The sequence below is a fragment of the Paraburkholderia sp. Ac-20342 genome (genome assembly GCF_017104985.1).
Taxonomy (GTDB): Bacteria; Pseudomonadota; Gammaproteobacteria; order Burkholderiales; family Burkholderiaceae; genus Paraburkholderia.
The window spans coordinates 1-24,148 of sequence record NZ_JAAGPQ010000032.1 but is presented as its reverse complement, the minus strand read 5'-3'; the positions used below and the strand labels follow the sequence as shown (position 1 = coordinate 24,148).

The following is a 24,148-nucleotide window of genomic DNA, read 5'->3' as shown; positions in this document are numbered from 1 at the left end:
ATGGTCGACACAGTCGCACGCCAAGGTCTAACCCCCCAGCAATGGGATGATCAATTTTTCATGGAATACGTCCGTGACTCGCGCTTCAAGCGCTACATGGGCACCGACGAGAATTCCATCATCCAACTGAAAGACGACCTGACCCGTAAGCCGGGCGATCGCGTCACTTTCGCCAACGTGCGCAAGCTCAAGGGCGACGGGGTCACGGGCAATCAGGTACTCGAAGGCAACGAAGACGAACTCGATTCGCGCTCGATGTCTGTTGAGGTCAATCCGTTGCGTAACGCGGTGGTTGTGACCGATTGGGACGAACAGAAGTCGGTTATCGATCTGCGCGACGCCGGCAAGACGGGCCTCAAGCTTTGGGCCATGGAGAAAATGCGCGACGGCACGATCGCGGCTTTCTACTCCATCAACGGCATGTTGTATACGACCGCCTCCGAAGCTCAGAAAGATGCATGGCTCGCCGACAACAATGACCGTGTGCTATTCGGCGCAGCGCTGAGCAACAACAGCGGCAACGATCATTCGGCATCGCTCGCGAACCTCGATAACACCGCCGATAAGCTTTCGTGCGACATCGTCAGCCTGGCCAAGCGCCGTGCGCAACTCGCGTCGCCCGCCATCAAGCCGATCCGCCTGTCGGAAGATGAGGAATGGTTCGTGATGTTCGCGAACTCGCTTTCCTTCCGCGACTTGGGCAAAGATCCCGCGATGGTCGAAGCCAACCGTACGGCGCGCCCGCGCGAGAGCGGCGCGCTGGCCAACAACCCGTTGTTCACCGGCGGTTCGTTGCAGTGGGACGGCGTAATCATCCGCGAGATTCCCGAAATTCCGTTCTTGCCGGGGGTGGGCGCGGCAGGCATTCAATGCGGTGCGAACTTCCTGTGCGGCGCGCAAGCAGTCGGTATTGCATGGGCGCAGCGCACGAAGTCGACGACCAACGTTCGTGATTACGGTTTCCGCACGGGCGTCGGCGTTCAGGAAATTCGCGGCATTGAAAAGCTGCTCTTCGGCCGCGGTCCCGACGATACCGACAATCTCGTGCAGCATGGCCTGGTGACGGTCTACACCGCCGCTGTTGCCGACGCCTAAGCCTGAGAGGACGCCGCGCTCGCGCGGCGCGTCTTCCAGACACGTACCACTTCTGAGGATCTTGATATGACCATTATTCAGATGAGCAATCCGGACGGCCGACCGGACGCGATGCCGGGCGCCGGCGATGCCGCAGGCCTGAAATGCAAGACGATGCGCGCGACGTTGACGGCCGCGCTCGCTCTCAATGATGTGCTGACGGGCCCGAAGTTGGCGGCTGGCTCGACGATCGTCGACGTCATCATTGCTGCGTCGGACCTCGATTCGAACGGCGCACCGACGATCACCCTCGATGTCGGGTACGGCGTCGATCCGGACTATTTCATCGCGGCATCGAACATCGGTCAGGCCGGCGGTATCGCCCGCGCGAGCGCGTCGACGGCGAAGCCGCTGACGCTCGTCAGTGACGACACGATCGACGTGACGGTGCACGCGGCGCCCGCCACCGGCCAGGCCGGCACCGTCGACCTCACGGTCGTTTTCCTGCCACCCAGCGCATAACGCGCGTGAGGGTGGCCAGCCGGCCGCCCTCGACGAATGGAGCGAACAGCAATGGCAAAAGTGACTTTCATCGGCGACCCGAAAGGCGCCGACAACACGCCGAGTGTCGAGCATAAGGGCACCGTGTTCGAGCGCGGCATTACCCTGACGGTGCCCGATTTCATCGCCTCGAAGCTGGTCAACAACTCGCACTTCAAGGTGACCGGCTATAAGGGCGCGGCGCCCGATCCGGAAAGCGGCGACGAGAAACAGCCGGCCAGCGATACGTGCACCCGCGAGCAGTTCAACGCCGCGATGGGCAAGCTCGAATCGGAGATGAATGCGGCGCGCGCTTCGGCATTGGCCGACCTGAGCGCGCAGAAAGACAGCGCCGCCGCGGCCGCGCTCGACTCGGCGCTCGCAGCGGCTAAATCGGAGTCGGACGCGAAGATCGCCACGATGCAGGCGGAAATTGATCGCCTCACGGCGCTCGTGCCGCCGCAGCCTCCGAAGGCGTAACCATGGCGACGGTAGCAGACCTCGCGAAGCGCGTGCTTCAGAACCTGAAGGTTGTCGGGAACGGTCAAACGCCAGATGACGAGGATCTGCTTATTGCCGAGCAGAAAGTATCCGCCGCGCACGCGAGCCTGAAAAAGGATGAGCGCGTGCGGTGGACGCTTCAGGAGATTCCCGAAGCTGCTGAAGAGCCGTACGTCTTCATGGCATCGTTTCTCGCGGCGCCGTCATTCGGCCAGGGGCTGACACAGGACGTATGGGATTGGGGCCAACGTGAAATTACGAGCCTCATCAGTACACCGGCATCGGGTGAAAGCACGCCTACGGAGTATTTCTGATGGACGTCAAATTCTCGGTGGCTCTCGATTCGCCGGCCCAGCAACGCGATTTCGAAGTTGCTCGCGATGACGATTTCCGCGTAGTGGTCGACATCTATTCGACCGACGCGACCGACGATATCGATACGATCGACCTGACGGGCTCGACGCTGACGTTTGAACTGCCGGGCTACCCCTCGCAATCGATCACCGCCATCGGGAACGTTTTCACCTTCGCGCCGTTTCCTGCGAATCAATATCGCCGGCCGCGCGCACCGTACCGCATCTATATGGTCGACGCTGACGGCCTGAAGACCACGCTGATTTTCGGCTACATGGTGACGCGGCGCCGCGGGCTGCTCGCATGGTTCTGGCCGAGCGGCGCTGATTACGGGTGGCGCGCATGAAGCTTCCACTTCTCGGCGGGGCATATCAGGCCAGCTCGCTTATCGCGAGCGCGCAGCGGTGCGTGAACCTTTATCCGGAACAGAACCCGGGTGACGCCGAATTTCCGACCACTTACCATCTGACGCCTGGGCTAGTCCTGCGCGCGACCGCGCCCTTGCGGGCATTTCGCGGGCTCTTCACGGCGAGCAGCGGCGATCTGTTCGCAGTAGTCGCGAACTCGGTGTACCGCGTTCTGGAGGACTGGTCATTTACGCTTCTCGGTACGGTGGCGTCGACGAGCGGGCCCGTGTCGATGGAGGACAACAGCCTGACGCTGGTCATCGTCGACGGCACGGAAGCCGGTTACACGGTGGATTTGACCACGTACGATTTCGCGCAGATCAACGACCCTGGGTTCTATGGCTCGCCGCGCGTTTCGGTGCTCGACGATTTCATGATCTTCAATCAGCCCGGCACGCGGCAGTTTTACGTGACCGGCGCGCTTGCCGTTACCTTCGACCCGCTCGACATCGCGGCGAAGAATGGCGCGCCGGACAAGACCGTCGCGAACGCTGTGGTCAACGGCGTTATCTGGATTTTCGGCCAGCGGACAACGGAGATTTGGTACAACTCCGGCGACGCCGACTTCGCTTTTTCGCGCTATCCCGGCGTGTTCATCCAGCACGGTTGCGCGGCTGCGGCCACCGTATCGAACGTCGATACGTCGGTGTATTGGCTATCGAGTGACGACAAGGGCGCTGCGTTCATTTTCCGCAGCAGCGACATGAGCGCGCTTCGCATCTCCACGCACGCGCTCGAAGCCGAAATGAAGGGCTATCCGCGCGTCGATGATGCGTTCGCCTATTCGCATACCGAGAATGGCCACACCTTCTACACCATCACCTTTCCGAGCGCGGAAAAGACCTGGTCGTTTGACCTCGCGACGAGCCAATGGCACCAGCGCGCGGGCCTCGCGCCCGACGGAACTCTTCTCCGTCACCGCGCGGCGTGCTTCGCCCGCTGGAACGGCATGCAGCTCGTAGGCGATTGGGAAACCGGCGCGTTATACGAAATGACGTCCGATGCCTATGACGACGCGGGCACGCCGATGATTCACATTCGCTCGTTCCCCGCTATTTCGAACGAGAAAAAGCGGATCTTCCTCGATCGTTTTGTTCTCGATATGGAAGTCGGTGAAAGTCCTGTCGACGTTGAGGAACCGCAGGTGCGCTTGCGCTGGTCGGACACGCGCGGGCGTACGTGGGGCAATTACATTTCGCGCGGGCTCGGCGCGCGCGGCGAATTCGGCAAGATCGTGTCGTTCAACCGGTGCGGCCGGGCCGTCGAACGCGTCTTCGAAGTGTCGTGGTCGGCGAAGGTCAAAACGGCTCTGAACGGCGCCTATATCGATTCCGAGTTGGGGGCGTGATGGCTATCAATACGAAAGCCCCGATGCCGCCGCCGGAAGTGACGCTGACCGATCCGTCTGGCCGACTGCGGCCGGTTTGGCGCGAATTCCTGCTTGCGCTGTTCACGCGCACCGGTGGCATCGGCGGCGGTGACCTCGCCGGGCTGACCGCGACCGTACTCGACCATACGAAGGAACTCGGCGAGCACGCGGAAGAAATTGCGGATTTACAGCTCACCGTTGAAACGAATCCGTACGCGGCCCTCATGACGGCGATTCTTGGCCGCGTGGTGGCGCTCGAAGCGCTTGTGATGGGTCTGCCGGTCGCAGTGCCGGCCAGCCCCGCCTGGGCCACATTACCCGATCCCATCGGCGTGCACATCAGCGCGTGCTCGCCGCTTCCTGAACCTGTCGCATCGTGTGCGCCGCAGTCGGACGACACGCGCAAACTCATTGAGGGCTGAACCATGTCCGTTGCTTGGAAAACATTTGGTCAATTAGTGCTGACTGGCGCACCCGCCGCGGTCTATGTGCCGAGCCTCAAGAAACAGGGGTCTGTGCAATCGGCCAACGCCTGGAACCCGACGGTGGCCGCGGTAACGCTCAATGTGTATCTGGTGCCGACCGGCGGCAGCGCAGACGATGCCACGCGCGTGCATCAGGTATCGGTGCCCGCCGGTAAGTCGCTGCCGATCACCGAAATCCTCAATCTGAAAATCGTCAATCCGACCGAGCTGTTCGCTGATGGTGACGGCGTGACGCTGACGCTCACTGGTGCGGAGGCCGACGCGTGAAAAATTTCCTCAAGATCGCTGAAGGCGTCGACGTGATGCCGTTGCTTGCTGCTATCAAGCGCAATCCGCATTTGTGGAAAGAAGATACGTACCTTCGAGACTATCCGCAAGGTCCGTTCGGCGACACGGAAACAATCATGCTGCGCTTTCCGGTGAAAGCCGTGAAAGAGACTCAGGCAGAAGTTGAGCAACATATTCTCACGCATGATCCCCACGAGAGTATCGATTACCCACCGTACAAGTTGCTCACGGAAGCGCGCCCGCTCGTAATGGGTCTGATGGCGCGCCTGCATGGCGAAAGGCTCGGGCGTGTGATGATCAACAAGCTCAAGCCGGGCGGCAGGATCTTCCCGCATGCAGATACGCCGGCGCATGCCACGTATTACACGCGTCATCACTTGGTTCTCGAAAGCGAACCAGGCAATGTGTTCCGCTGTGAGGACGAACAGATCGGCATGCGCCCCGGCGAGGTTTGGTGGTTCAACAACGCGCTTGAGCACGAGGTAATTAACAATAGCGCGAGCGATCGAATCAACGTCGTCATTGATATCCGGACCGCCCGATGATCACTTTTGTCATCGAGCCGTTCTCATCCGTCTATAGCGAGCTATTGCCGCTATTGCGCGAGCACTATGGCGAAATTTCAACGCACAAGGATCACGGCGTGCCGTTGGAGCCTATGGTTGACGTCTACCGCGCCCGTGAAGCAGATGGGACGCTGATGATGGTTGTGGGTCGCGAGCGCGGCGAAATCGTCGCCTACTTCGTGTGCTTCATTGCGCCGGGGCTGCACTATCGATCATGCCTCACGTGCTCGCCGGATATCTTCTTCGTTGCGCCAAGTCGTCGCACAGGGACTGTCGGAGTTCGCATGTTCCGTTTCATCGAAGCCGAGCTGAGGCGCCGCGGCGTGAAGCGTTGGGCTGTCGGTAGCAAGGTCGCGCACGACGTTTCGGCGCTATTCCGTTATCTCGATTTTCAACCGGTCGAGACGACGTATGAAAAATGGCTTGGGAGGGACTAAATCATGGTCGCAGCAGCAGTCGGTATCGGAGCGGCCGTTGGCGGGATTGGTTCAGCTGTCATCGGTGGCAACGCGTCCAAGTCAGCCGCCAACACGCAAGCAGATGCGGCCACGCAGGCTGCGCAATTACAAGAGCAGCAATACGACCAGACCCGTTCCGATCTTGAGCCCTATCGCGAACTCGGTTCGAATGCGATCAATCCATTGCTGCAGGCATTGGGTTACACGTCGTCCATGCCTGCTGCCCCGTCGCAGGCGGTCTTCGCTGCCGCAGCAAAGGGCGACACTTCCGCACAAGCGCAGATCAGCAACTGGTATCAGGCGTACAACGCAACCCCGATGAACAGCGATGGGACGCCGGCATGGAGAGTCGATCCGAACAACCCACTTCAGCAAAAGTTCAGCTACGCGGCTTTCACCGCTCCCACTGCTGCGCAGGCCGCGGCAACGCCCGGCTATCAGTTCACGCTTGACCAAGGGCTCAAGGCGTCGCAAAACAGCGCATCGGCTCGCGGGCTCGGGGCGTCTGGAGCTGCTATCAAAGGGGCGGAAACTTTCGCGACGGGCCTCGCCGACAGCACATATGGCGACACATTCAATCGGGCGCTGGCTGGCTATACGGCGAACCGAAACAATGCCCTCGGCAATTTCACGACGAACTATGGCGTCGCGGCGGATAACGCGAATCGCCTGCTTGGGCTTGTCAATACGGGCGAGAACGCCGCGACGCAGACGGGCGTTCTCGGGGCCCAGTCCGCAAACAGCATTGGCAATTCCCTGACGTCAGGTGCGGCCGCGCAGGCGGCTGGCACGGTGGGCGCTGCGAATGCCGCAACCGGTGGCATTTCAACTGCCGTGAACGGCGGCACGAACGCACTGCTGCTCAATAGCCTGCTGGGCAAAAGCAGCGGGACGTCCGGCTCAACGCTATACGGCAACTCGTACAGCGGCTTTGACAATCCTTCGAACTACGGTTGAACGGCATGGCACTCGATCCCAATATCGCTCTTCAGGTTCAGCCGGCGCAGATCCAGAATCCGCTGACGGCTTATGCGAACGTCGCGACGCTGGCCAACGCGCAGCAACAGAACCAGCTCACGGGCCTCGCCATTCAGGATAAGCAGCGCCAGATGGCACAGTCTCAAGCCCTCAACGATGCATTCAAGGCCCCGGGCAACGTCAATCCAGACGGCACGCTGAATTCGAGCGGCATCGTCAATAGCGTGGCGGCCAGCGGTAATGGCGCTGCGGTTCCCGGCCTTGTGAAATCGCTCGCCGAAACGCAGACAGCGCAGCTCACCCAACAAAAAGCGAAAGTCGAAAACGCATTGCAACAGGTAGGCGCGATTGGTCAGGTGCTCAATGGCGTCACCGATCAGCAAAGCTACGACGCAGCGCGGCAGTGGGCTGCGACTCACCTTGGGCAAGATGCGGTCGCCACTATGCCGCCGCAATACGACCCCATGTTAGTTTCCCAAAAGCAGCGCGAAGCGCTAACGGTTGTGCAGCAGCTTGACCAACACAACAAGGCGATCGATCAAGCGCTGCAGCAGGCCCAATTCGGCGAGACGCAGCGGCACGATCAGGCCACGGAAGCATCGACTATCCGCGGACAGAATCTCACCGCCGCTACTGAAACGCGCGGACAGAACATGCGCGCGCTCGAATTCGATCCGAAGAATGGCGTTGTGGTCAACAAGGTGAACGGACAGTCCACGCCGGTCATGGGCGCGAACGGTCAGCCTATCGGCGGCACCGCGAACAACCTGAATCAGGATCAAGGGAATGCCGTCGCGTTCGGCGCTCGCGCGCTCGACGCGCAGAACACACTGCGTCAGCTCGAAGCTGGCGGCACGACGAATACAAGCCTCATCAACCGCCTTGCAACGTCGGTGCCCGGCGTCGGGGGCGCGCTCGGGACCGCAACGAACGTGTTCAATAGCGACCAGCAGCAAAGCTACGACCAGGCGAAGCGCAACTTCATTTCGGCCGTCCTGCGCAAGGAATCGGGCGCCGCAATTTCGCAAGACGAGTTTGCGAACGAGGACAAGAAATATTTTCCTCAAGCGAACGACACGCCGGCCACGATCGAGCAGAAAGCTCGCGCTCGCGATCTCGCCATCGAAGGTTTGAAGGCGCAAGCCGGGTCAGGTGCGGCGTTGATCCCCGGCATCATTTCGTCGGCGAATCAGGCGTATGCCGATCAGCCGCGACCGGGCCAGCCGCCGGCGACGCCGCAACAGCAATCAGGTGCCGTTCAACCCGCGTCGCATCCGCAGCCGCAAGCAGCGGCGCAATCGTCGTCGGCCGCGCTCTTGTCGACGTTGAGCGACCAGCAAAAGCTCGCGCTCGCGCAACAGCGTGCTGCTCGCGATCCGGCATTTGCCGCGCGTCTGCGCGCCATGGGGCATTGAATGGCTGAATTCGACAACATTTCGGACGATGCGCTTCTATCGTCGCTAGGGCCGGCGCCGGCCGCTGCACACACACCTGCCGCCTTCATTGCGCAGCACGCAGGCACCGCGGCGTCGGCCGGCCAACAGCTCGGCGTCGATCCCAATTTGCTGCTCGCGCAATGGGGTCTCGAAACCGGCTGGGGCAAATCGGTTGTGCCGGGCACGAACAATCTCGGGAACGTGAAAGACTTTTCGGGCGGTGGCGTGGCGGCCACCGACAACGCGACGGGAACGACGGACAACTATCGCGCGTACTCTTCGCCCGACGCGTTCGCCACCGATCAAGCCAACCTGCTCGCGCGGAAATATCCCGGCGTTGTTGGCGCGGGCTCAGACGTCGGCAAGTTCGCAAATGGCCTGCAGGGCTACGCGGAAGATCCGCAGTATCCGCAAAAGCTTGCGGCGGTGGTTCAGACCGTGCAACGCAATCAGCCTCAAGCGGCGCCGCAGCAACCCAGCATGCTCGCGCGTGTGGGTGACGCGGTGGCGAGCGCGATTTCCGGCACGGCCAACGCGGCCACGCCACAGGAACTATCCGGTATCAGCGATGCGGATTTGCTCGCCGCGCTCGCGGCGCGCGGCAACCCGCAGGCGCAACAGCAACCCGGCTTCCTCGAGCAGGTTGGGCACCAGATCGGGCGCACGGCGCGCGCGGTCGGCCATGGCGTCGCTGATGCTGCCGGTTTCGTGGCAAACCCGGTGAACGCCGCAATCAACTCCGCAGGCGCGCTAATCGGTCACGACCCGCACCTACAGGACGTTGACACGCTTATTCGCCGCGGCGTGGATGCAGTCACACCCGATGCATGGAACGGCACAGAGCAGACAGTCGGCCAGCTGGCCGACGCTGTCGCGAACCCGGTCAATCTGGTGGGCGCGGAAATCATGGCACCTGCCGCCGGCGCGCTGTCGACGCTCGGGCGCGGCGCGCTCGCTGGCGCGGTCACGGGCGGCGCGCAGCCTTTGCATGGCAGTGACACCGTCGGCGACTTCGCCGGCCGGGTCGCGGGCGGCGCTGCCGGTGGCGCCGCCGGCGCGGTGGTCGGCGGCGCAGTCGGCGCGGTGGCTGACAGACTCGCGACCGGCGTTGACCGCCTCGTAAGCGCTGTTCGCTCCACGATGCCCAGCACCCGGGCGGCGGCGCGCGTGAATGCTGATGAGTTGATCCAGCAGGCTGCGCAGGATCAGAACATCGACATTTCGGCGATTCCGCAATCGATCCTCGCCGCGACCCGTCAACGTGTGACCGATGCTCTATCCCGGGACGGCACGATCGACGCGGCCGCGTTGCTGCGGCGCGCCGAGGGCGATGCGGTGCTCGGGCCCGACAGCAGCTTAACGCTTGGGCAGGCGACTCGCGACCCGACTCAGTTCACACTCGAGCGCAACACCCGCGGCAAGATCGGCGGCGAGCAGCTCGCTCAACGCTATGCCGACCAGAATCGCGGGCTCATTGACGCGTTGAATAATCAGGGCGCGCTCGAAGCACCGGGTGAATATCAAGCCGGCCAAGGCGTTATGAACGCCCTCGCGCAGAAGGATGCCGAGGCGCAAAAGGGTGTCAGCAGTCTGTATAGCCAGGCCAACGCCATCCACGGGAACGATGTTCCCCTCGATGCGGACGCCTTCGTGAGTGAAGCCCGGGACCAACTTGCGCAGCAGATGCGTGATTTGCACCTACCGCCATCTGTCGATCGGCAACTCACGAAATTCGTCGGACGCGAAAACGCGCAAGGTGAAGTTCAATCGCCCGAAACTCCTCTGACCGTGAGCACGGCCGAGCAGTTTAAATCCATTCTCGGACAGGACATCGCCGATGCTGAAGCGCGCGGCAAGGGCAACGTCGTATCGGCGCTTGGAATCGTGCGCAAGGCGCTGGATAACGCACAACCGCTGTTAGGCGGCGAAGCCGACCAGGGCGCGGCTGCGCTGGCCGCATTCAACAAAGCGCGCGCCGTCGCAAAAGAGCGATTCGACACGATTGACGCGGTCCCGGCGTTGAATGCGGTCGTCAGCGGGAAAGCCGTTCCGGACACCTTTTTCAATCGATTTGTGCTCAACGGAAACGTCGGCGATATCAACGCGATGCTGAACATCGTGCCGGACCAAGGCATGGCGCTACGTCGTCAGATGGTCGACTACCTGAAACAGAAGGCGCTCGGTGGCGCGAGCGATGAGGTAGGTACGTTCTCTCAGTCCGGCTACAACAAGGCGCTGAACTCGATCGGCACGCAGAAATTGAACGCTCTGTTCGACCCGGGACAGGTTGCGCAATTGAAGCAAATCGGGCGTGTAGCAGCGAATGTGCAGGCCGAGCCGGCCGGGTCAGCCGTAAATCACTCCAACACCGCGGCGGCGATTTCGAACTCCGCCGTCAATGCGCTGCTTTCGATTGCAGAAAAGGTGCCGGGTATCCGACTAGGTGCGGGTGTTGCAAAAAATATGTTTGATCAAACGGGTAACCGGCGGCTCGCGCAAGAGGCGCTTGCTGGCCAGGCGCCAGTGACGGTCGAGCGGAGTTCTATTGATCCGGTCAATCAGCTTTTGCCGTTCCTTCCGGGGATCGTAGGGGCTGCGGCCGTACCAGCGCGCCGCTAAGCGAATGAAACCCGTGAACAAGCCGCTTGCGATGACACCCAGCCAAAAATCATTCATGCGGTTCTCCGCTCATTTGACGTAAGGATTCTAGACCATGGGTTCGCTACTTCCTAATGGCCGACAGCAATTCGTCGATATCAACGGACGCCCGCTTGTAGGGGGATCAGTCTATTTTTACGCGCCGGGCACGGAAAACAAGCTCGACACATGGCAGGACCAGGCGCAGACAATCCAGAATACCAATCCGGTGAAGCTGGACGGCCGGGGCCAAGCGACGATTTGGGGATCTGGAACGTATCGGCAGGTGGTCTTCGATCGCTTTGGCGCGCTCGTGTGGGATGGGCTCGTCAGCGAAATCGCGGGGCAGCTGAGCAGCACAGGCGGCTCAGCGGTCGTGGGCTTCGAGCAGGACGGCGACGGCGCGGTCGGGCGCACAGTTCAGGACAAGCTACGCGAGGTGATCGACCTGGACGACTACGCCACCTTTCTTGAGGCGTGCAATCTGTCGGTCGCGCAGGGTCGCTATGTGCGCTTGCCGGGCCGAAACTTCAACGTCCCGGCGGGAACCGTGATTCCCGGGGGGGCAGACGTGCGCGGCGTGTTCGGGCAGACGACCATTACGATTACCGGGGCTGGCGCCCTGATGATGGGCGGCAACCGGGTATCGCTGCGCAATATCACGTTCACCGGCGGCACGTACGCGCTCAACACCAACGGCAAGAACAAGCATCACGTGGAGCGTTGCGTGGTTACGGCCACCACTCAGCACGGGATTTATTGCGACAGCGATCGAAACCACTTCGTGCGCAACGAATTTCACGACTGCGGCCTTACCGGCATCGCGCTCACCGGCACGGGCGCCTTCCGCAATAAGGTCATGGGCAATGACGGGCAATCGAACGGGAGCTTCTGCTTTTGGGTTTCGAACGGCGCGAATCGCAACGAGCTTATCGGCAACACGACCGAATCTGGCAATGCGGCCGAGCTGATCGGGATCACATACGACAGCTGGGGCAATCGCGTCATCGGCAACCATGCACAGGGAACGCTCGACAACGGCATTTCGGTGACGGGCTATCGCAATACTGTCATCGGCAATGTGTGCATGCTCAATGCAAACCATGGCATCGGCATCTATGGCGAGCGCAATACGGTCAAGGGCAACACGTGCAAGAACAACGGGCAAGCGAACCTGACTGCGGCGCAACTGCCATACGCCGGTATCACGATGACCCCCGCGTTCGGCGGCCTCGCGCGTAAGAACGTCGTCCAGGGCAACATCTGCGACGACGACCAGGCGAAAAAGACGCAGCTCTATGGCGTGAAGGTCACGACCAACTCGCATATCCAGTGGACCGCCGGCATGGTGGTCAACGCCGGTACCGCGTTCTGTTTCAACGGCCTGAATATCTATCACACCACGACTTTCGGAAACGCTGGCGGCGTACCGCCGACACACACCGCCGGCACCGTGAGCGACGGCACGATTCTCTGGACGTGGGTCGCGTCGAACATCAGCACGCCGGGCGACAGTAGCAATGTGAAATGGCAGGCGGCCACCAACGTTGGCGCTGGCACCTTCGTCACGAACGTGAACCGCGTGTACTCGACGGCTGCAGGCGGCGTGACCGGGGCGACCCCGCCGACTCACACAGCGGGCACCGTCAGCGACGGCGGCGTGTCGTGGACCTTCGAAGAGGAATTCCCGACCAATCTCGACGGCTGGGATAACACGATCGACAGCAATTCGACAACGGGCAACCTCATCGCGCCGTGGGTCGTGCAGACATCGAACCGCAATCAGGTCAAGCACTCCGGAATCATGCGAAACAGCGTCGACGGGCGGCAGCTCGCCGTCGACATTCTCCCCATCGCACAGAACCCGGAGGGGAGCATCACGGCCGTGCCGGGCTCGATCGCACAGCGGCTCGACACGTCGACCACGCCCGGCATCGCGCTTTTCTCGAAGCAGAGCGGTACGGGTAATGTCGGCTGGCTCCCCGTCGCCCTGCGTCATCAGGGGCTGCTCGCGAACCGGCCCGATCTGACCGCACTCGGCAACGGTGTGCGCGGATATCAGTACTTCGCGACGGATATCGGCGCACACGGCACGTTGCTCACATGGAGCACCGGGAACATTTACGTCGATCTGGTGACCGGCAACACCTACAACCCCTCATAGGGAGAAGCACATGGCACTTCAAAAAACGCTCAGCTTCCGCGGCATTCCGATCGCTGACGCCTATATCCGGGTCATGTATGTGAGCGGGAAAAAGTCTGTCGGCGTCTTCGTCAGTCTGCACGTGACGCGCGAGCAGGACGCCTACGACACGCGCGAATACAACTTCACGCCGAACCTCACCGAGCCAATCTTGCAACAGGCGTACGACTACCTGAAAGCGCAGCCGGAATTCGCCGGTGCGGTCGACGTGCTCGAGCAAGGGCAAACGGCGTAAGCCGAAGATCAAACGCAAGACGTCAAACGGGGATGGCGCTGATGGGTGAACCAGTCGTGGAGGATTTCGAGGCTCGCGCCGACCGGGGGCGCGACGATGCCGTCGTGACTGCGATCAACGGCTTGCGGGCCGATATCGTGCAGCGGCATGGCGAAAACACAGACGTGCTGGCCGAAATTCGGGCAGACATGAAGGAATTGAAGGCAGGCTTTCCGGACGACGACCCGCTCGGCCATCGTGCTTATCACGAGACGTTGATCGCGGAGAGTAAGGCGCGCAAAGAATTCTGGATCGACATGCGCAACAAGTTAATCGAGCGCGGCATTTTGGCTGCGATCGGTCTGCTAGGCACGGCGCTGTTTTTCTTCGTCAAATCACAGGTGGGTAAGCAATGAAGCCAGTCTCTTACTGGCGGACGGCCCACAAGCGCCACAGCGTGCGCGCGCTGATCGTTGGCACGGTGCTCCCGTTCGCCGCTGGCATATGGTCGGCGATGCCTGGTTCGATCATCGATCGATTGCCGATCTGGCTCGTGTTTGCGGTCAGCGCGGCGATTTCCGGTCTCGGGCTGCTCGGCGCCTACACCAGCCAACGGAGCGTGCGCGATGAGTGACGTCCGCCAGCCACCGCGCAAGCGGACTCTCGCGGCCGTCATCGGCGCTGCGGCCGCCGCCGCAGTAATCAGTTTCACCGGCGGCAATGAGTGCGATCGCGCGTGCGTCGCGCGTGGCGGCCTCGCGCCGTTCAATGACACGGTCGGCGCGCACGTGCAGACCGTGTGCTTTGGCGAAACGAACGTGCCTATGCGCCGCTACACGCTGCCCGAATGTCAGCAGATGCTCAGCGATAGCCTCGCGGGCTACGCAGAGGCTGTGCGTGCCTCTACGCCCGGATTTGACCAGCTCACGCCGGGCCAGAAGGTCGCGGCGATCGACTATGCCTACAACCGCGGCGTCGGGGCTTGGCGTTCGAGCGACACGAAGGCCGGGCCAAGCGTGCGGGCGGCCTATATCGCTGGCGATTTCCCTGCCGCGTGCGAGGTGTACATGGCATGGGCTCGCGTGAAGCGCGCCGGCAAATGGTACGACTGCTCGATTCGTTCGAACGGTTGCTACGGGATCTACAACCGGCGGCGCGCCGAGCGCGCTGCCTGCCTTGGGGAGTGACGATGAACAAGTACTGGATTACCGGCATTGCGGCGGGCGTATTGGGGATCGCGTTGGGCGCCGGCGGCACGTACGTGTGGGAGAGCCGCGCATTACTGGCTGAGCAGGCTGCGCATGCCAACGATAACCAGCGGCATGCGAACGAACTCAACGCTATTTCGAAAACGGCGCTCGACGCCGAGCAGCGCGCCGAGCGCGATCACACCGTGGCGGAAGGCAGGATCGCCACCATCGACGATCAACTGACGAAGGAGAAAGAAGCCCATGAAGCTGACAACGCTCGCAATCGCACTCTCATTGCTGATGGCACTCGCCGGCTGCGCATCGCAGTGTCCAACTTCCGCGCAACCGGTGGCGGTTCAGCCGTTGCCTCCACCGCCCCCGGCGGCATGGGCGATGGTGCCAGTGGAACGGCAGACCTCTCACCAGCGTTTGGACTCGCTCTTTTCAGTATCGCCGACGACGCCGACGCCGAGCGGCAAAAAGTGATTTACCTGCAGGGGTACGTGTGCGCCATCCGCCCCGAAACGGACGGCTGTGCGACCGGCAATTCCGTAAGGTAAATGACAATGGAGGGTGCGCCTAAAAGGTCTGGAATTTCGGAACGGATGCCCTGAGAACCGCGTAAAACCGTGGGGCAAAAGTGCCTATCCGTTCCAAAACCTGATCTTAAAAGCTATACTGGTAAAGGCTTTTGGACACTTTGACGGCTGGATTGTGATTCCTGTCGTCGTGGGTTCGAGTCCCATCAGCCACCCCAGAGAATTCAGCGGTAAAGTTTGCAAACGGCGTTGTGAGAAATCACAATGCCGTTTTTGTTTTGGGTTGGGATTTTCCACTGTTCTCCGCTTTTCCGGCTCCAAGGGCTATCGCCCTTTTCTAAACCCTCCCCGCTCTATGGTCTCGGCTTCAAAAAACTTGGTCAATGGGGACCGATCATCGTCGAGCCTTGCCGCGCTTACGTCTGAGAGATTGTTTCGCAGCGAGGAATAGTAATTTCAGTTTATCGGCACAAATTTTCAATAGTAGGGGTATACACTGCATTCCATCGACGTTGCAGACACACCTCAGTAGCTCCCTGCGACGCCTCCCTGAAATGCAGTCGAACGTTATCGGAGTCCTACCATGAAGACCAAGTTCATCGCCGCCCTGCTGGTTGCCGCTTCTGCCTCGATCGCCGCTCCCGCTTTTGCAAGCGGTTATGGTCCGGCACCGTTCTATCGTCCGGCGGTTGGCGCTCCGGCCTCGCAACAAGGCCAGAACGCGCAGACCGTTGCCGCTGAACGCAACGAAGCCACGACGAATGCCTACGGCGGCGTGAAGAACGTGTCGTCGCAATCGGGCACGCGCGAGCCGGCTTCGGGCCCGCAATCGGTGTTCTTCGGCCACTAAGCCAATCAGCAGTCACGTCGATTCGCGGCCCGCTCGGGCGGACCGCGATCGATCTGGGCGCCGCGCATCGGGTATCGATGCCGGCGCCCAGTTGCGTTTACCGCGTGGTCGTCTCACGTATGGGCAGGATCCACGCGCCAGCCCATCACCTTAAGGCAGGCGTTCGCAAAACAGGTGCCGCAGCGCGCCACAGCCAATGCATGTGCCAATCCGCACGACGTCCTTTATCTGCGGTTATCCGCCGCTAACGCGGGAGCCCCGCGTCAATCAATTCGCGTGCCGCGCGAAAGCCCGCCTCGGCCGCCGCATGCTCGGTGGACCACAAGCTGTCGATATGCACGAGTTGCCAGTCGACGACCACCGCATCGTTGCGCAGCACCCGAAAATGCGCCTTGACGCCGGTCAGCACCTGCTCGACCGCGACCTCGATGTCGTAGTCTCCGTAGCGCTCCTGGTAGTCCCCCATATCGAGGCCCTTTGGCTCCATGCTCGCCTCCGTGGTATCGCCTGATCGCATGCATGAAAGAAAGCGGACGCACTCATCCCGCGAGCGTCGCCGACACCCGCGAGACTCTGCTTCGTCATCAGGCCACCCTGGCTCGATGCCCTGCTTGAGGATCAGTCGCAATCGCCGGAAAGATATTGCCGGCCATTGCAGTTGATCTCGACCTCGCCGCTCCCCGACTCGGCGACGAGATCGCTCGCCAATAACTCAGCGACGACGGACTGCGCGAGTTCGGGCGCCGTCTGTCCAACGCCGACGTCGTTCAGACGCCGCAACGCTTCAACCGCTTCGGGACTCAAGGACTTCGACATGGCCGTCTCCGTCGGAACGCTTGATTCATCGTAGCAAGTTTCATCGGCGGATGCAGGTTCACTATGCCGCGCAGGAACGCGGTGTGCGCTGCAAACGCTGACGATTGGCGGCTGGGGCGGGCATGGGCCGCGCATGCAGTGCGAGCGCACCGGGACCTGTCGGCGGCACCGCGAAGGAGAACCACATGAAGCAAGGCAGATCGACAACGCTGGCGGCCACAAGCATCGCGCTTGCGACGACGCTCGCGACAGCACTTACGAGCAGCGGCACGGCGGCAATCGCGCAAACCACGGCATCGCGCGACGGCGACAGCAACCGCGACCGTCACTCGCCGATGGTCACGCCGCCCGCAACGACATCGCGCCCGGGCGGTTCGGACAATCCGGACAACATGCCGATCTGGCGTCCGCGGACGCCGGCCAACGATCGCATGACACACGAGCCGCCCGCAAGCGGCGCGAACGCGAAATAGGCGCGTGCGAGCACCGGCGCTATAACTCGGTCAGCGCCCGATACTCGCAGCGATCACAGCCGCGCGATCGACACTTCCGTCGACTTCACGAGCGCGACTACTTCCGAGCCGACTTTCAGTTCGAGTTCGTCGACCGAGCGCGTCGTAATCACCGAGGTGACGATGCCGAACGGCGTCTCCACGTCGACTTCGGACACCACCGAGCCGCGAATGATTTCCTTGACCTTGCCTTTGAACTGATTGCGCACGTTGATTGCGGAAATGCTCATTTAAAGTGACTCCAGAAAAACGGTTGGAAACGAATCGGTAAGAACCGCGGATTGGGATGTCAGATCGCCCAGCGCACGTCGGTCGGACGCGCGAACCGCTCCGGCGCCGGTTCGCCATAGGCGCGATGCAGAAGCGTGTCGTCGTTGGGGCCGGTTTTCAGCACGCGTTGCAGCACGTGTTCTTCGAGCGCGGCGAAACCCGCCGACGCGCGCGCACGCGGACGCTCGAGCGCCACCGGCTGATCGAGTGCGATGCGCCCCTCTTCGATCAGCAGAATCCGGTCGCCGAGCGCGACCGCTTCGTGCACGTCGTGCGTGACGAGCAACGCGGTGAAGCGATGTTCGCGCCACAGCCGCTCGATCAACGCGTGCATTTCGATGCGCGTCAATGCATCGAGCGCGCCCAGCGGTTCGTCGAGCAGCAGCAATTGCGGACGATGCACGAGCGCCCGCGCAAGCGCGACGCGCTGACGCTGGCCGCCCGACAGTTGCGCGGGCCAGTCGTTCGCGCGTTCGAGCAGACCGACTTCGGCGAGCACGGCGCGCGCGTCGTCGCGCGCCCCACGGCCGAGACCGAGCATCACGTTCTGCAGCACGTTCTTCCACGGCAGCAGGCGCGCGTCCTGAAACATGATGCGGGTGTCGAGCGCCCCCTCGTCTGCCGCACGCTTTTCGAGTACGCCCGAACTGGTCTCTTCGAGACCGGCGACGAGCCGCAGTAGTGTCGATTTCCCGCAACCGCTGCGGCCGACGATCGCAACGAAACTGCCGCGCTCGATCGACAGATCGAAATCCGACAGCACCTGGCGCTCGCCATACCGCTTGCCGACACCGCGCAATTGCACGGCGTAATCGCTGTCGTAACGCGCGTCGTGGCGGGAAAGCGCGCCGTCCGCCGCCAGCGTTTTATCGCCCGCGCCGTGTCGTGCTTTTTCGCGCGACTGCGTCTGCGTCTGCGTTTTCGTCTGCAACTGCGCCCGCTCCAGCGCATGCTGTACCGCGCCGCCGCGCCCCGCATCGAGCGCTTCATTTGCATCGCGGTCCGCGACCCGCGTCTGCGCGAGCTCGGCTTCGAGATCGCGTCCCGCGACTGCGCCGAAGCTCGTCGACAATATCGTTGCACTCATGCTTTTACTCCTCGCTGATAAGCCGGATGCCAGCGCAGCGACACGCGTTCGAGGCTTTTCGCGAGCACGTCGGCGAGCTTGCCGAGCGCCGCGTACAGCAGAATGCCGACCACTACCACATCGGTTTGCAGGAATTCGCGCGCGTTCATCGTCATGTAGCCGATGCCCGATTGCGCGGAAATAGTTTCGGCGACGATCAGCGTGACCCACATGAGCCCAAGCGCGAAACGCACGCCGACCAGAATCGACGGCAACGCGCCCGGCAGGATCACGTGCCGGTACAGCGCGAAACCATTGACGCCATAGCTGCGCGCCATCTCGACCAGATTCGCGTCGACCGAGCGGATACCGTGGAACGTGTTCACGTAGACCGGGAAAAACACGCCGAGCGCGACGAGAAACACCTTCGCTTCCTCCTCGATGCCGAACCACAGGATCACGAGCGGAATCATCGCGAGCGCGGGGATGTTGCGGATCATCTGCACGGTCGAGTCGAGCGCGACTTCGGCGGGCCTGAACAGCCCGGTCGCGAGTCCGAGCACGAGCCCGATGCCCCCGCCGATCGCAAAGCCCGACACCGCGCGCCACGTGCTGACCCGCACGTCGGCCCACATTTCGCCGGACTGGATCAGCGACCAGGCGGCCTTCACGACCGCGAGCGGTTCGGGCAGCACGCGCGTCGACAACACGCCGCTGCGCGCCGCGATTTCCCATGCGAGCAGAATCGCGAGCGGCGCGAGCCATGGCAGCAGATGCGCGCCGAAGCGGCGCAACGGATTCGCGCGCGTACCGGCCGCCGGCGCCGCAGCGCCGGCGCGCTGCCCCGCGCTCAAAGTGGTTGGGGTCATGATGGCTGTCCTTGTTGTCTGTCGAAAGTCGGCCTGTCGAAAGTCGTCGTGGCGCTGGCGACCGGGCGCCGCGACACCCGCGCGCCTCACGGCGCCATTCAGCTCGCGCTCGCCGCCTTCGGCAGATGGTGGTTGCCGACGATCTCGCCGAACGGCCCCGACAGCGGTCCGTTCGCGACCTTGTTGAGCCGCTTCGGCAGCAGCGGGAACACGAGTTCGGTGAAACGATAGGATTCCTCCAGATGCGGATAGCCCGACAGGATGAACGTTTCGATGCCGAGTTCCGCGTATTCCTTCATGCGCGCGGCCACCTGCTCCGGACTGCCGACCAGCGCCGTGCCCGCGCCGCCGCGCACGAGGCCGACGCCCGCCCACAGATTCGGATAGATTTCGAGCTGCTCGCGCCCGCCGCGCTTGCCGCCGTGCAGCGCGGCCATGCGGCGTTGCCCTTCCGAGTCCATCTTCGCGAACGAGGCCTGGGCGCGCGCGATCGTGTCGTCGTCGAGCTTGCTGATCAGCTTGTCGGCGGCGGCCCACGCTTCCTCTTCGGTCTCGCGCACGATTACGTGCAGGCGGATGCCGAAGCGGATCTGCCGGCCGCGCGCCGCGGCGCGTGCGCGAATGTCGGCGATCTTCTTCGCCACCGCTTCGGGCGGCTCGCCCCAGGTCAGGTACGTATCGATGTGCTCGGCCGCGATGTCGTGCGCGGCCGCCGACGAACCGCCGAACCACAATGGCGGATGCGGCTTCTGCACCGGCGGATACAACGCCTTGCCACCCTTCGATTGCAGATGCTGGCCGTCGAAATCGATCGCGTCGTTGGTATGCGCGGCGCTCAGCAGCTTGCGCCAGATATGCAGGAATTCGTCGGTGATTTCGTAGCGCGTGTCGTGATCGACGAACACGCCGTCGCCCGCAAGTTCAGCCGCGTCGCCGCCGGTCACGACGTTGATCAGCAGCCGCCCGTTCGACAATCGGTCGAACGTCGCCGCCATGCGCGCGGCCAGCCCCGGCGACGAGAGCCCCGGGCGGATCGCCACGAGAAACTTGAGCCGCCGGGTCGCGGGAATCAGGCTCGAGGCGACCACCCATGCATCCTCGCACGAGCGCCCGGTCGGCAGCAGCACGCCTTCGTAGCCGAGCGTGTCGGCGGCGACGGCGATCTGTCGGAAGTAATCGTAATCGGCTGCGCGCGCGCCTTGGGACGTACCGAGATACCGGCTGTCGCCGTGAGTCGGAATGAACCAGAACACATTCATGAGTTGTTGCTCCTGCCTGTTCTAACGAAGTAATGGGAAAACGCTGCGCGAGCGCCTGCCGCGCGCATCGAGCCGGCAGGCGGCCACGCGCTGCAACGCATGGGGAAATTGAAAAATGGCCGGCCGGTTCAGGCCGGAGGCGGCTTACTCGCGGCGAGGCGGACAGCGCGAGCTACGGAGCGAACCGCCCCGCGAGCCGTGGCACGGCCGCGCGCGCATGCCGACGCGGCAATGGAAATACTTCGACGGCGGCAGGCTGAACATCGCGGCGGCTTTCCTCGACCAACGTGCGCGTAACGCGCCCGATTCAACGGATGACGGCGACCGGCGCCGTCTGCATGAGGAAACAGTCTATGGAGCGGCCCGAGGCTTTTGAACGATTTTTTTGAGCTTAGGTTTTCCGCTTTCGTGATTAGCCCGACGCCCGAGCATACGGGTTCGCGCGCATACAGGTGTTGCGCTTTATGCACGCGGCGACGGGCGGCGCCAACCCTGTCGATATAATGGCGCACGTTTTCCGATCATCCGCTACAGGCTTTGCAGATTCGCGCCGCCTGTACCTTGCGCGGTGCAATGCATGCAAAAACTTATCCTGCCGTTCGTCGCCGGCTTTCTGGCCTCCCTGTTCTTTCGCGAAGCAACGCTGGCGCTGCTGCACGCCGCCGGCCTCATCGACCCGAGCGGCTTTTCGACCGCGCCGTTCCTGCCGCTCGGACTGCCTGAATTCATCGCCAACGCGATCTGGAGCGCATTCTGGGCCGTGCTGATGGCGTGGCTGCTGCGCGTCGCGCCGCAGCGGCGCGCGCCGTGGGTGCCGGCCTTCGTGTTCGGCGGCATCGTGCTGACGGCAGCGAGCGTGTTCGTCGTCGATCCGCTGCGCGGCATCTGGCCGAGCGGCAACATGCTGCCGCGGCTCGCGGTCGGTTTCGCGGCCAACGCGATGTGGGGCTGGGGCGCGCTCGTGTTCATGCGCGCGTTCATGGCGAGCGAAGAGGAAGCGTAAGCGCGGGCGAATCGGCTCGCGCCGGCCTCGCTCCGCTTGCTTCTTCAGCGGTTCGAGCGTGCTTCAGCCACGCAGATCGCGCAGCGGATGCTCGCTCTCCGCCCACGGACTGTCGAACATCTTCTCGACGTCGGCCGCGCGCACGTCCTCGATGCGAGCGACTCGCCAGGTCGGCGCGTTGTCCTTGTCGATGATGCGCGCGCGAATCCCTTCCACCGTGTCGCCAATTAAAAAACTCGAACGCGTCAGATCGAGATCGACGCGCAGCGCATCCGCCATCGAACCCTCGGCGCGCGTGACCACTTCCAGCGATACCGCCATCGACAACGGCGAGCGCTCGCGCAACACCGCGATCGTCTGCTCGGCCCACTCCGCCGCGTCGCCACCCCGCTCGCGCGCTTCGTCGAGCGAGGCGAGAATCCGCGCGACATCGGGCAGCGCGAAATGCCGGTCGATCAATGCGCGCGCCCCCGCGAGCGGCGACTCGTCGGGCTGCGGCGCGACCTGATACGCGCGCGCCTCGCGCTCGATGCAGGCAACCACGTCCGCGCCGCGCTCGAACAGTTCGCAGCGCAATGTGTCGAGCAGCGCGGGCAGCGCCTCCTCGTCGATATAGGTATCGGCGAGACCCGCGTAGAGCGCGTCGGCCGCGCCGATCGTCTCGCCGGTCACCGCCAGATAACGGCCGATCGCCCCCGGCGTGCGCGCGAGAAACCAGCTCGCGCCGACGTCGGGAAAGAGGCCGATGCGCGTTTCGGGCATCGCTATCTTCGTCGATTGCGTGACGACCCGCAGGCCGCCCGTGCGATGCGCGCCCTGCGAAATACCCATGCCGCCGCCCATCACGATGCCGTTCATCAGCGCGACATAGGGCTTCGGATACGTGAAGATCGCGTGATTGAGGCGATATTCCTCGGTGAAAAATGTATCTCGCGATGCCTGATCGCCACGCTGCGCCGCCTCGTACATGAAGCGGATGTCGCCGCCCGCGCAGAACGCGCGCGCATGCTGGCTGCGCACCACGACCGCGAGCACCTCGGGGTCTTCGCGCCATTGATCGAGCGCCGCGTGCATCGCGCGGATCATGCCGGTCGACAGCGCGTTGAGCGCCTTGGGCCGCTCCAGTTCGATAAAGCCGATGCGGTTGGCTACGTGAGTCGCGATTTCGTCGCTGGCGGCGGGCGAGACGGAGATGGACATGGGAAACAGGGCGCGGCGGCGCGAGGTGAGAGGGAACTGAACGTTATCACGGGCTCGCGGCTTTGCGCCTTACGGGCAGATTCGGCGCTAGCCCGCCACCTGCCCCGGCGGAAAATGCCCGCTCTTCAGCAACACCGGCGTGCCGTTGCTGATCTGCAGATGCTCGCGCGCCACCGCTTCGATACGCGGCCGGCCGGCGTCGAATGCGCGCAGCCAGCCTTCGAGATCCTCGCTATAGGCGCCGAAATGGTCCTCGAGCGCTTCGACCGAGATCGCGCACGGCACCGGTTCGCCGTCCACCAGCGCGGGAAAGACGACGGTCAGATTCGAGTCGCGATAAGCGGGCGCGTCCGCGGGAAAGCGAATGTCCATGATCGCCTCATCAAAAGGTTCCGGCGGGAAGGCTGCGCCAGCGATAATCGGCCAGACGCGGCCGGCCTCCGCGAGTCACGCTATGGTACTCGTGCCGCCGGACCGGGGTCCAGCGGGCGGCGGCTCGCCCGAGGCAGTACCGGAAGCGCCGGATTCTGCGCCGACCGGCCACCGCCCGCCGCACTTATGCGGCTCCCGCCGGTCGAACCGTCCGATCGGCCCACTCCATCCCGTCGACAGGTTTGACCTCGGCGGCACGATTCCGAAATCAGCGAGCGCAATATGGGAAAATATTTTCTGCAGAATCAGGAACTGCCCGAGCCGGATGCGGCGAACCGATGGTTTGCCTACGCCGAAAGTCACGACATCGACATCCCGAGAGCCATCAGCATCTGGGAAGACGCGGCCACCGCGGCCGGCGTGGAAAGCCGCCGGCTCGTCAGCGCGGCGGGCATTACGATCGAAATACGCTAACCGGCGCAGGCGCCACGCGCGCCGCGCGCTGCCGGGCCGGCACAAGACCCCTGGCCCGGCAGCGCCTCTCTTTATCCGAACGAAAGGAAACTTCACGATGCATTTCACGACGCAACCGCGACACGCCGGCCGCCTCCACCGTCTCCGGCCAGGTGCCGCGCTTGCCCTCGTGCGCCGCGCGTCGCGGGCGATCGCGCCGGCGGCCGCCCTGCTGCTCA

At 63.0% G+C, this 24,148-nt stretch carries 32 protein-coding genes; 23 read left to right on the top strand and 9 right to left on the bottom strand.

The genetic code is table 11. The features are described 5' to 3' along the window. From G3N58_RS15130 to G3N58_RS15080, 11 genes are all read left to right on the top strand, one after another. Entirely contained in the window at positions 1–1,095 is a 1,095-nt protein-coding gene (locus G3N58_RS15130; RefSeq protein ID WP_205999518.1) for a DUF4043 family protein, read from the top strand. Between the two features lie 66 nt (positions 1,096–1,161). Continuing rightward, positions 1,162–1,596, top strand: coding sequence for a hypothetical protein (locus tag G3N58_RS15125; protein WP_205999517.1), 435 nt, complete (start codon positions 1,162–1,164; stop codon positions 1,594–1,596). Positions 1,597–1,647: 51 nt separating this feature from the next. Beyond that, positions 1,648–2,094, top strand: coding sequence for a hypothetical protein (locus tag G3N58_RS15120; RefSeq protein ID WP_205999516.1), 447 nt, complete (start codon positions 1,648–1,650; stop codon positions 2,092–2,094). Positions 2,095–2,096: 2 nt separating this feature from the next. Then, positions 2,097–2,429, top strand: coding sequence for a hypothetical protein (locus G3N58_RS15115; protein ID WP_205999515.1), 333 nt, complete (start codon positions 2,097–2,099; stop codon positions 2,427–2,429). Then, positions 2,429–2,815 (top strand): hypothetical protein, encoded by a 387-nt coding sequence (locus tag G3N58_RS15110; RefSeq protein WP_205999514.1) that lies wholly within the window; start codon positions 2,429–2,431, stop codon positions 2,813–2,815. The genes G3N58_RS15115 and G3N58_RS15110 overlap by 1 nt, the downstream gene beginning before the upstream one ends. Next, positions 2,812–4,224 carry a packaged DNA stabilization protein gene (locus G3N58_RS15105; RefSeq protein ID WP_205999513.1) on the top strand — a complete coding sequence of 471 codons (1,413 nt, stop codon included), beginning with the start codon at positions 2,812–2,814 and terminating at the stop codon, positions 4,222–4,224. The genes G3N58_RS15110 and G3N58_RS15105 overlap by 4 nt, the downstream gene beginning before the upstream one ends. Before the next feature lie 23 nt (positions 4,225–4,247). After that, positions 4,248–4,667, top strand: coding sequence for a hypothetical protein (locus G3N58_RS15100; protein ID WP_205999512.1), 420 nt, complete (start codon positions 4,248–4,250; stop codon positions 4,665–4,667). A 3-nt stretch (positions 4,668–4,670) separates the two neighbouring features. Next, complete coding sequence (locus G3N58_RS15095) at positions 4,671–4,997, top strand: hypothetical protein (protein ID WP_205999511.1); 327 nt, start codon at positions 4,671–4,673, stop codon at positions 4,995–4,997. After that, positions 4,994–5,563 carry an aspartyl/asparaginyl beta-hydroxylase domain-containing protein gene (locus G3N58_RS15090; protein WP_205999510.1) on the top strand — a complete coding sequence of 190 codons (570 nt, stop codon included), beginning with the start codon at positions 4,994–4,996 and terminating at the stop codon, positions 5,561–5,563. Before G3N58_RS15095 ends, G3N58_RS15090 begins: the two co-directional genes overlap by 4 nt. Continuing rightward, positions 5,560–6,021 carry a hypothetical protein gene (locus G3N58_RS15085; RefSeq protein ID WP_205999509.1) on the top strand — a complete coding sequence of 154 codons (462 nt, stop codon included), beginning with the start codon at positions 5,560–5,562 and terminating at the stop codon, positions 6,019–6,021. Before G3N58_RS15090 ends, G3N58_RS15085 begins: the two co-directional genes overlap by 4 nt. 3 nt (positions 6,022–6,024) lie before the next feature. Further along, positions 6,025–6,999, top strand: coding sequence for a hypothetical protein (locus G3N58_RS15080; protein ID WP_205999508.1), 975 nt, complete (start codon positions 6,025–6,027; stop codon positions 6,997–6,999). Here G3N58_RS15080 and G3N58_RS15075 read toward each other — a convergent pair. After that, positions 6,990–7,448, bottom strand: coding sequence for a hypothetical protein (locus G3N58_RS15075; protein WP_205999507.1), 459 nt, complete (start codon positions 7,446–7,448; stop codon positions 6,990–6,992). The two genes, G3N58_RS15080 and G3N58_RS15075, sit on opposite strands and share 10 nt — an antisense overlap. A 36-nt stretch (positions 7,449–7,484) precedes the next feature. On the opposite strand from G3N58_RS15075, the gene G3N58_RS15070 reads away from it, so the two are divergent. The 9 genes from G3N58_RS15070 to G3N58_RS15030 all read left to right on the top strand — a co-directional run bounded on the left by G3N58_RS15070 (position 7,485) and on the right by G3N58_RS15030 (position 16,089). Beyond that, the gene (locus G3N58_RS15070) at positions 7,485–8,435 is read left to right on the top strand and encodes a hypothetical protein (RefSeq protein WP_205999506.1); all 951 of its coding nucleotides are present in this window, start codon (positions 7,485–7,487) and stop codon (positions 8,433–8,435) included. After that, on the top strand, positions 8,436–11,075 hold the full coding sequence (locus tag G3N58_RS15065; protein WP_205999505.1) for a glucosaminidase domain-containing protein: 2,640 nt from the start codon (positions 8,436–8,438) through the stop codon (positions 11,073–11,075). 94 nt (positions 11,076–11,169) lie between these two features. Further along, positions 11,170–13,257, top strand: coding sequence for a right-handed parallel beta-helix repeat-containing protein (locus G3N58_RS15060; RefSeq protein WP_205999504.1), 2,088 nt, complete (start codon positions 11,170–11,172; stop codon positions 13,255–13,257). A 10-nt stretch (positions 13,258–13,267) separates the two neighbouring features. Beyond that, the gene (locus G3N58_RS15055) at positions 13,268–13,531 is read left to right on the top strand and encodes a hypothetical protein (protein ID WP_205999503.1); all 264 of its coding nucleotides are present in this window, start codon (positions 13,268–13,270) and stop codon (positions 13,529–13,531) included. A gap of 41 nt (positions 13,532–13,572) precedes the next feature. Next, positions 13,573–13,926: a hypothetical protein gene (locus tag G3N58_RS15050; protein WP_205999502.1), complete on the top strand. Its 354-nt coding sequence runs from the start codon at positions 13,573–13,575 to the stop codon at positions 13,924–13,926. A gap of 41 nt (positions 13,927–13,967) precedes the next feature. After that, positions 13,968–14,144, top strand: a complete 177-nt coding sequence (locus tag G3N58_RS15045; protein ID WP_205999501.1) for a hypothetical protein — start codon at positions 13,968–13,970, stop codon at positions 14,142–14,144. Then, positions 14,137–14,697 carry a hypothetical protein gene (locus G3N58_RS15040; protein WP_205999500.1) on the top strand — a complete coding sequence of 187 codons (561 nt, stop codon included), beginning with the start codon at positions 14,137–14,139 and terminating at the stop codon, positions 14,695–14,697. Before G3N58_RS15045 ends, G3N58_RS15040 begins: the two co-directional genes overlap by 8 nt. 2 nt (positions 14,698–14,699) lie before the next feature. Then, on the top strand, positions 14,700–15,260 hold the full coding sequence (locus tag G3N58_RS15035) for a lysis system i-spanin subunit Rz (RefSeq protein WP_205999499.1): 561 nt from the start codon (positions 14,700–14,702) through the stop codon (positions 15,258–15,260). A gap of 562 nt (positions 15,261–15,822) precedes the next feature. After that, positions 15,823–16,089 carry a hypothetical protein gene (locus tag G3N58_RS15030; protein WP_167038591.1) on the top strand — a complete coding sequence of 89 codons (267 nt, stop codon included), beginning with the start codon at positions 15,823–15,825 and terminating at the stop codon, positions 16,087–16,089. Positions 16,090–16,333: 244 nt separating this feature from the next. Here the strand turns inward: G3N58_RS15030 and G3N58_RS15025 are convergent, their stop codons facing one another. Then, entirely contained in the window at positions 16,334–16,576 is a 243-nt protein-coding gene (locus G3N58_RS15025; protein ID WP_167285156.1) for a DUF6566 family protein, read from the bottom strand. Positions 16,577–16,707: 131 nt separating this feature from the next. Further along, a complete protein-coding gene (locus G3N58_RS15020) occupies positions 16,708–16,905 on the bottom strand; it encodes a hypothetical protein (RefSeq protein ID WP_167038594.1) in 198 nt (65 codons plus the stop codon). A 185-nt stretch (positions 16,906–17,090) separates the two neighbouring features. Between G3N58_RS15020 and G3N58_RS15015 the strand changes: the two genes are divergently transcribed. After that, positions 17,091–17,378 carry a hypothetical protein gene (locus G3N58_RS15015; RefSeq protein ID WP_205999498.1) on the top strand — a complete coding sequence of 96 codons (288 nt, stop codon included), beginning with the start codon at positions 17,091–17,093 and terminating at the stop codon, positions 17,376–17,378. 53 nt (positions 17,379–17,431) lie between these two features. Here the strand turns inward: G3N58_RS15015 and G3N58_RS15010 are convergent, their stop codons facing one another. The 4 genes from G3N58_RS15010 to ssuD all read right to left on the bottom strand — a co-directional run bounded on the left by G3N58_RS15010 (position 17,432) and on the right by ssuD (position 20,881). Continuing rightward, the gene (locus G3N58_RS15010; RefSeq protein ID WP_008922916.1) at positions 17,432–17,647 is read right to left on the bottom strand and encodes a molybdopterin-binding protein; all 216 of its coding nucleotides are present in this window, start codon (positions 17,645–17,647) and stop codon (positions 17,432–17,434) included. Between the two features lie 59 nt (positions 17,648–17,706). Beyond that, positions 17,707–18,774, bottom strand: coding sequence for an ATP-binding cassette domain-containing protein (locus G3N58_RS15005; RefSeq protein WP_205999497.1), 1,068 nt, complete (start codon positions 18,772–18,774; stop codon positions 17,707–17,709). Beyond that, complete coding sequence (ssuC, locus tag G3N58_RS15000; RefSeq protein WP_205999496.1) at positions 18,771–19,622, bottom strand: aliphatic sulfonate ABC transporter permease SsuC; 852 nt, start codon at positions 19,620–19,622, stop codon at positions 18,771–18,773. Before ssuC ends, G3N58_RS15005 begins: the two co-directional genes overlap by 4 nt. Before the next feature lie 98 nt (positions 19,623–19,720). Next, positions 19,721–20,881: an FMNH2-dependent alkanesulfonate monooxygenase gene (gene ssuD, locus G3N58_RS14995; RefSeq protein ID WP_205999495.1), complete on the bottom strand. Its 1,161-nt coding sequence runs from the start codon at positions 20,879–20,881 to the stop codon at positions 19,721–19,723. Positions 20,882–21,458: 577 nt separating this feature from the next. Between ssuD and G3N58_RS14990 the strand changes: the two genes are divergently transcribed. Further along, entirely contained in the window at positions 21,459–21,884 is a 426-nt protein-coding gene (locus G3N58_RS14990) for a hypothetical protein (protein ID WP_167038604.1), read from the top strand. A gap of 63 nt (positions 21,885–21,947) precedes the next feature. On the opposite strand, the gene G3N58_RS14985 is transcribed toward G3N58_RS14990, so the two are convergent. Further along, positions 21,948–23,084 (bottom strand): enoyl-CoA hydratase/isomerase family protein, encoded by a 1,137-nt coding sequence (locus tag G3N58_RS14985; RefSeq protein ID WP_205999494.1) that lies wholly within the window; start codon positions 23,082–23,084, stop codon positions 21,948–21,950. Between the two features lie 87 nt (positions 23,085–23,171). Further along, positions 23,172–23,456, bottom strand: coding sequence for a DUF1488 domain-containing protein (locus G3N58_RS14980; protein ID WP_167038608.1), 285 nt, complete (start codon positions 23,454–23,456; stop codon positions 23,172–23,174). A 282-nt stretch (positions 23,457–23,738) separates the two neighbouring features. Here G3N58_RS14980 and G3N58_RS14975 point away from each other — a divergent pair, with 282 nt between their 5' ends. Next, positions 23,739–23,930, top strand: coding sequence for a hypothetical protein (locus G3N58_RS14975; protein ID WP_167285140.1), 192 nt, complete (start codon positions 23,739–23,741; stop codon positions 23,928–23,930). Positions 23,931–24,148 lie beyond the last annotated feature (218 nt).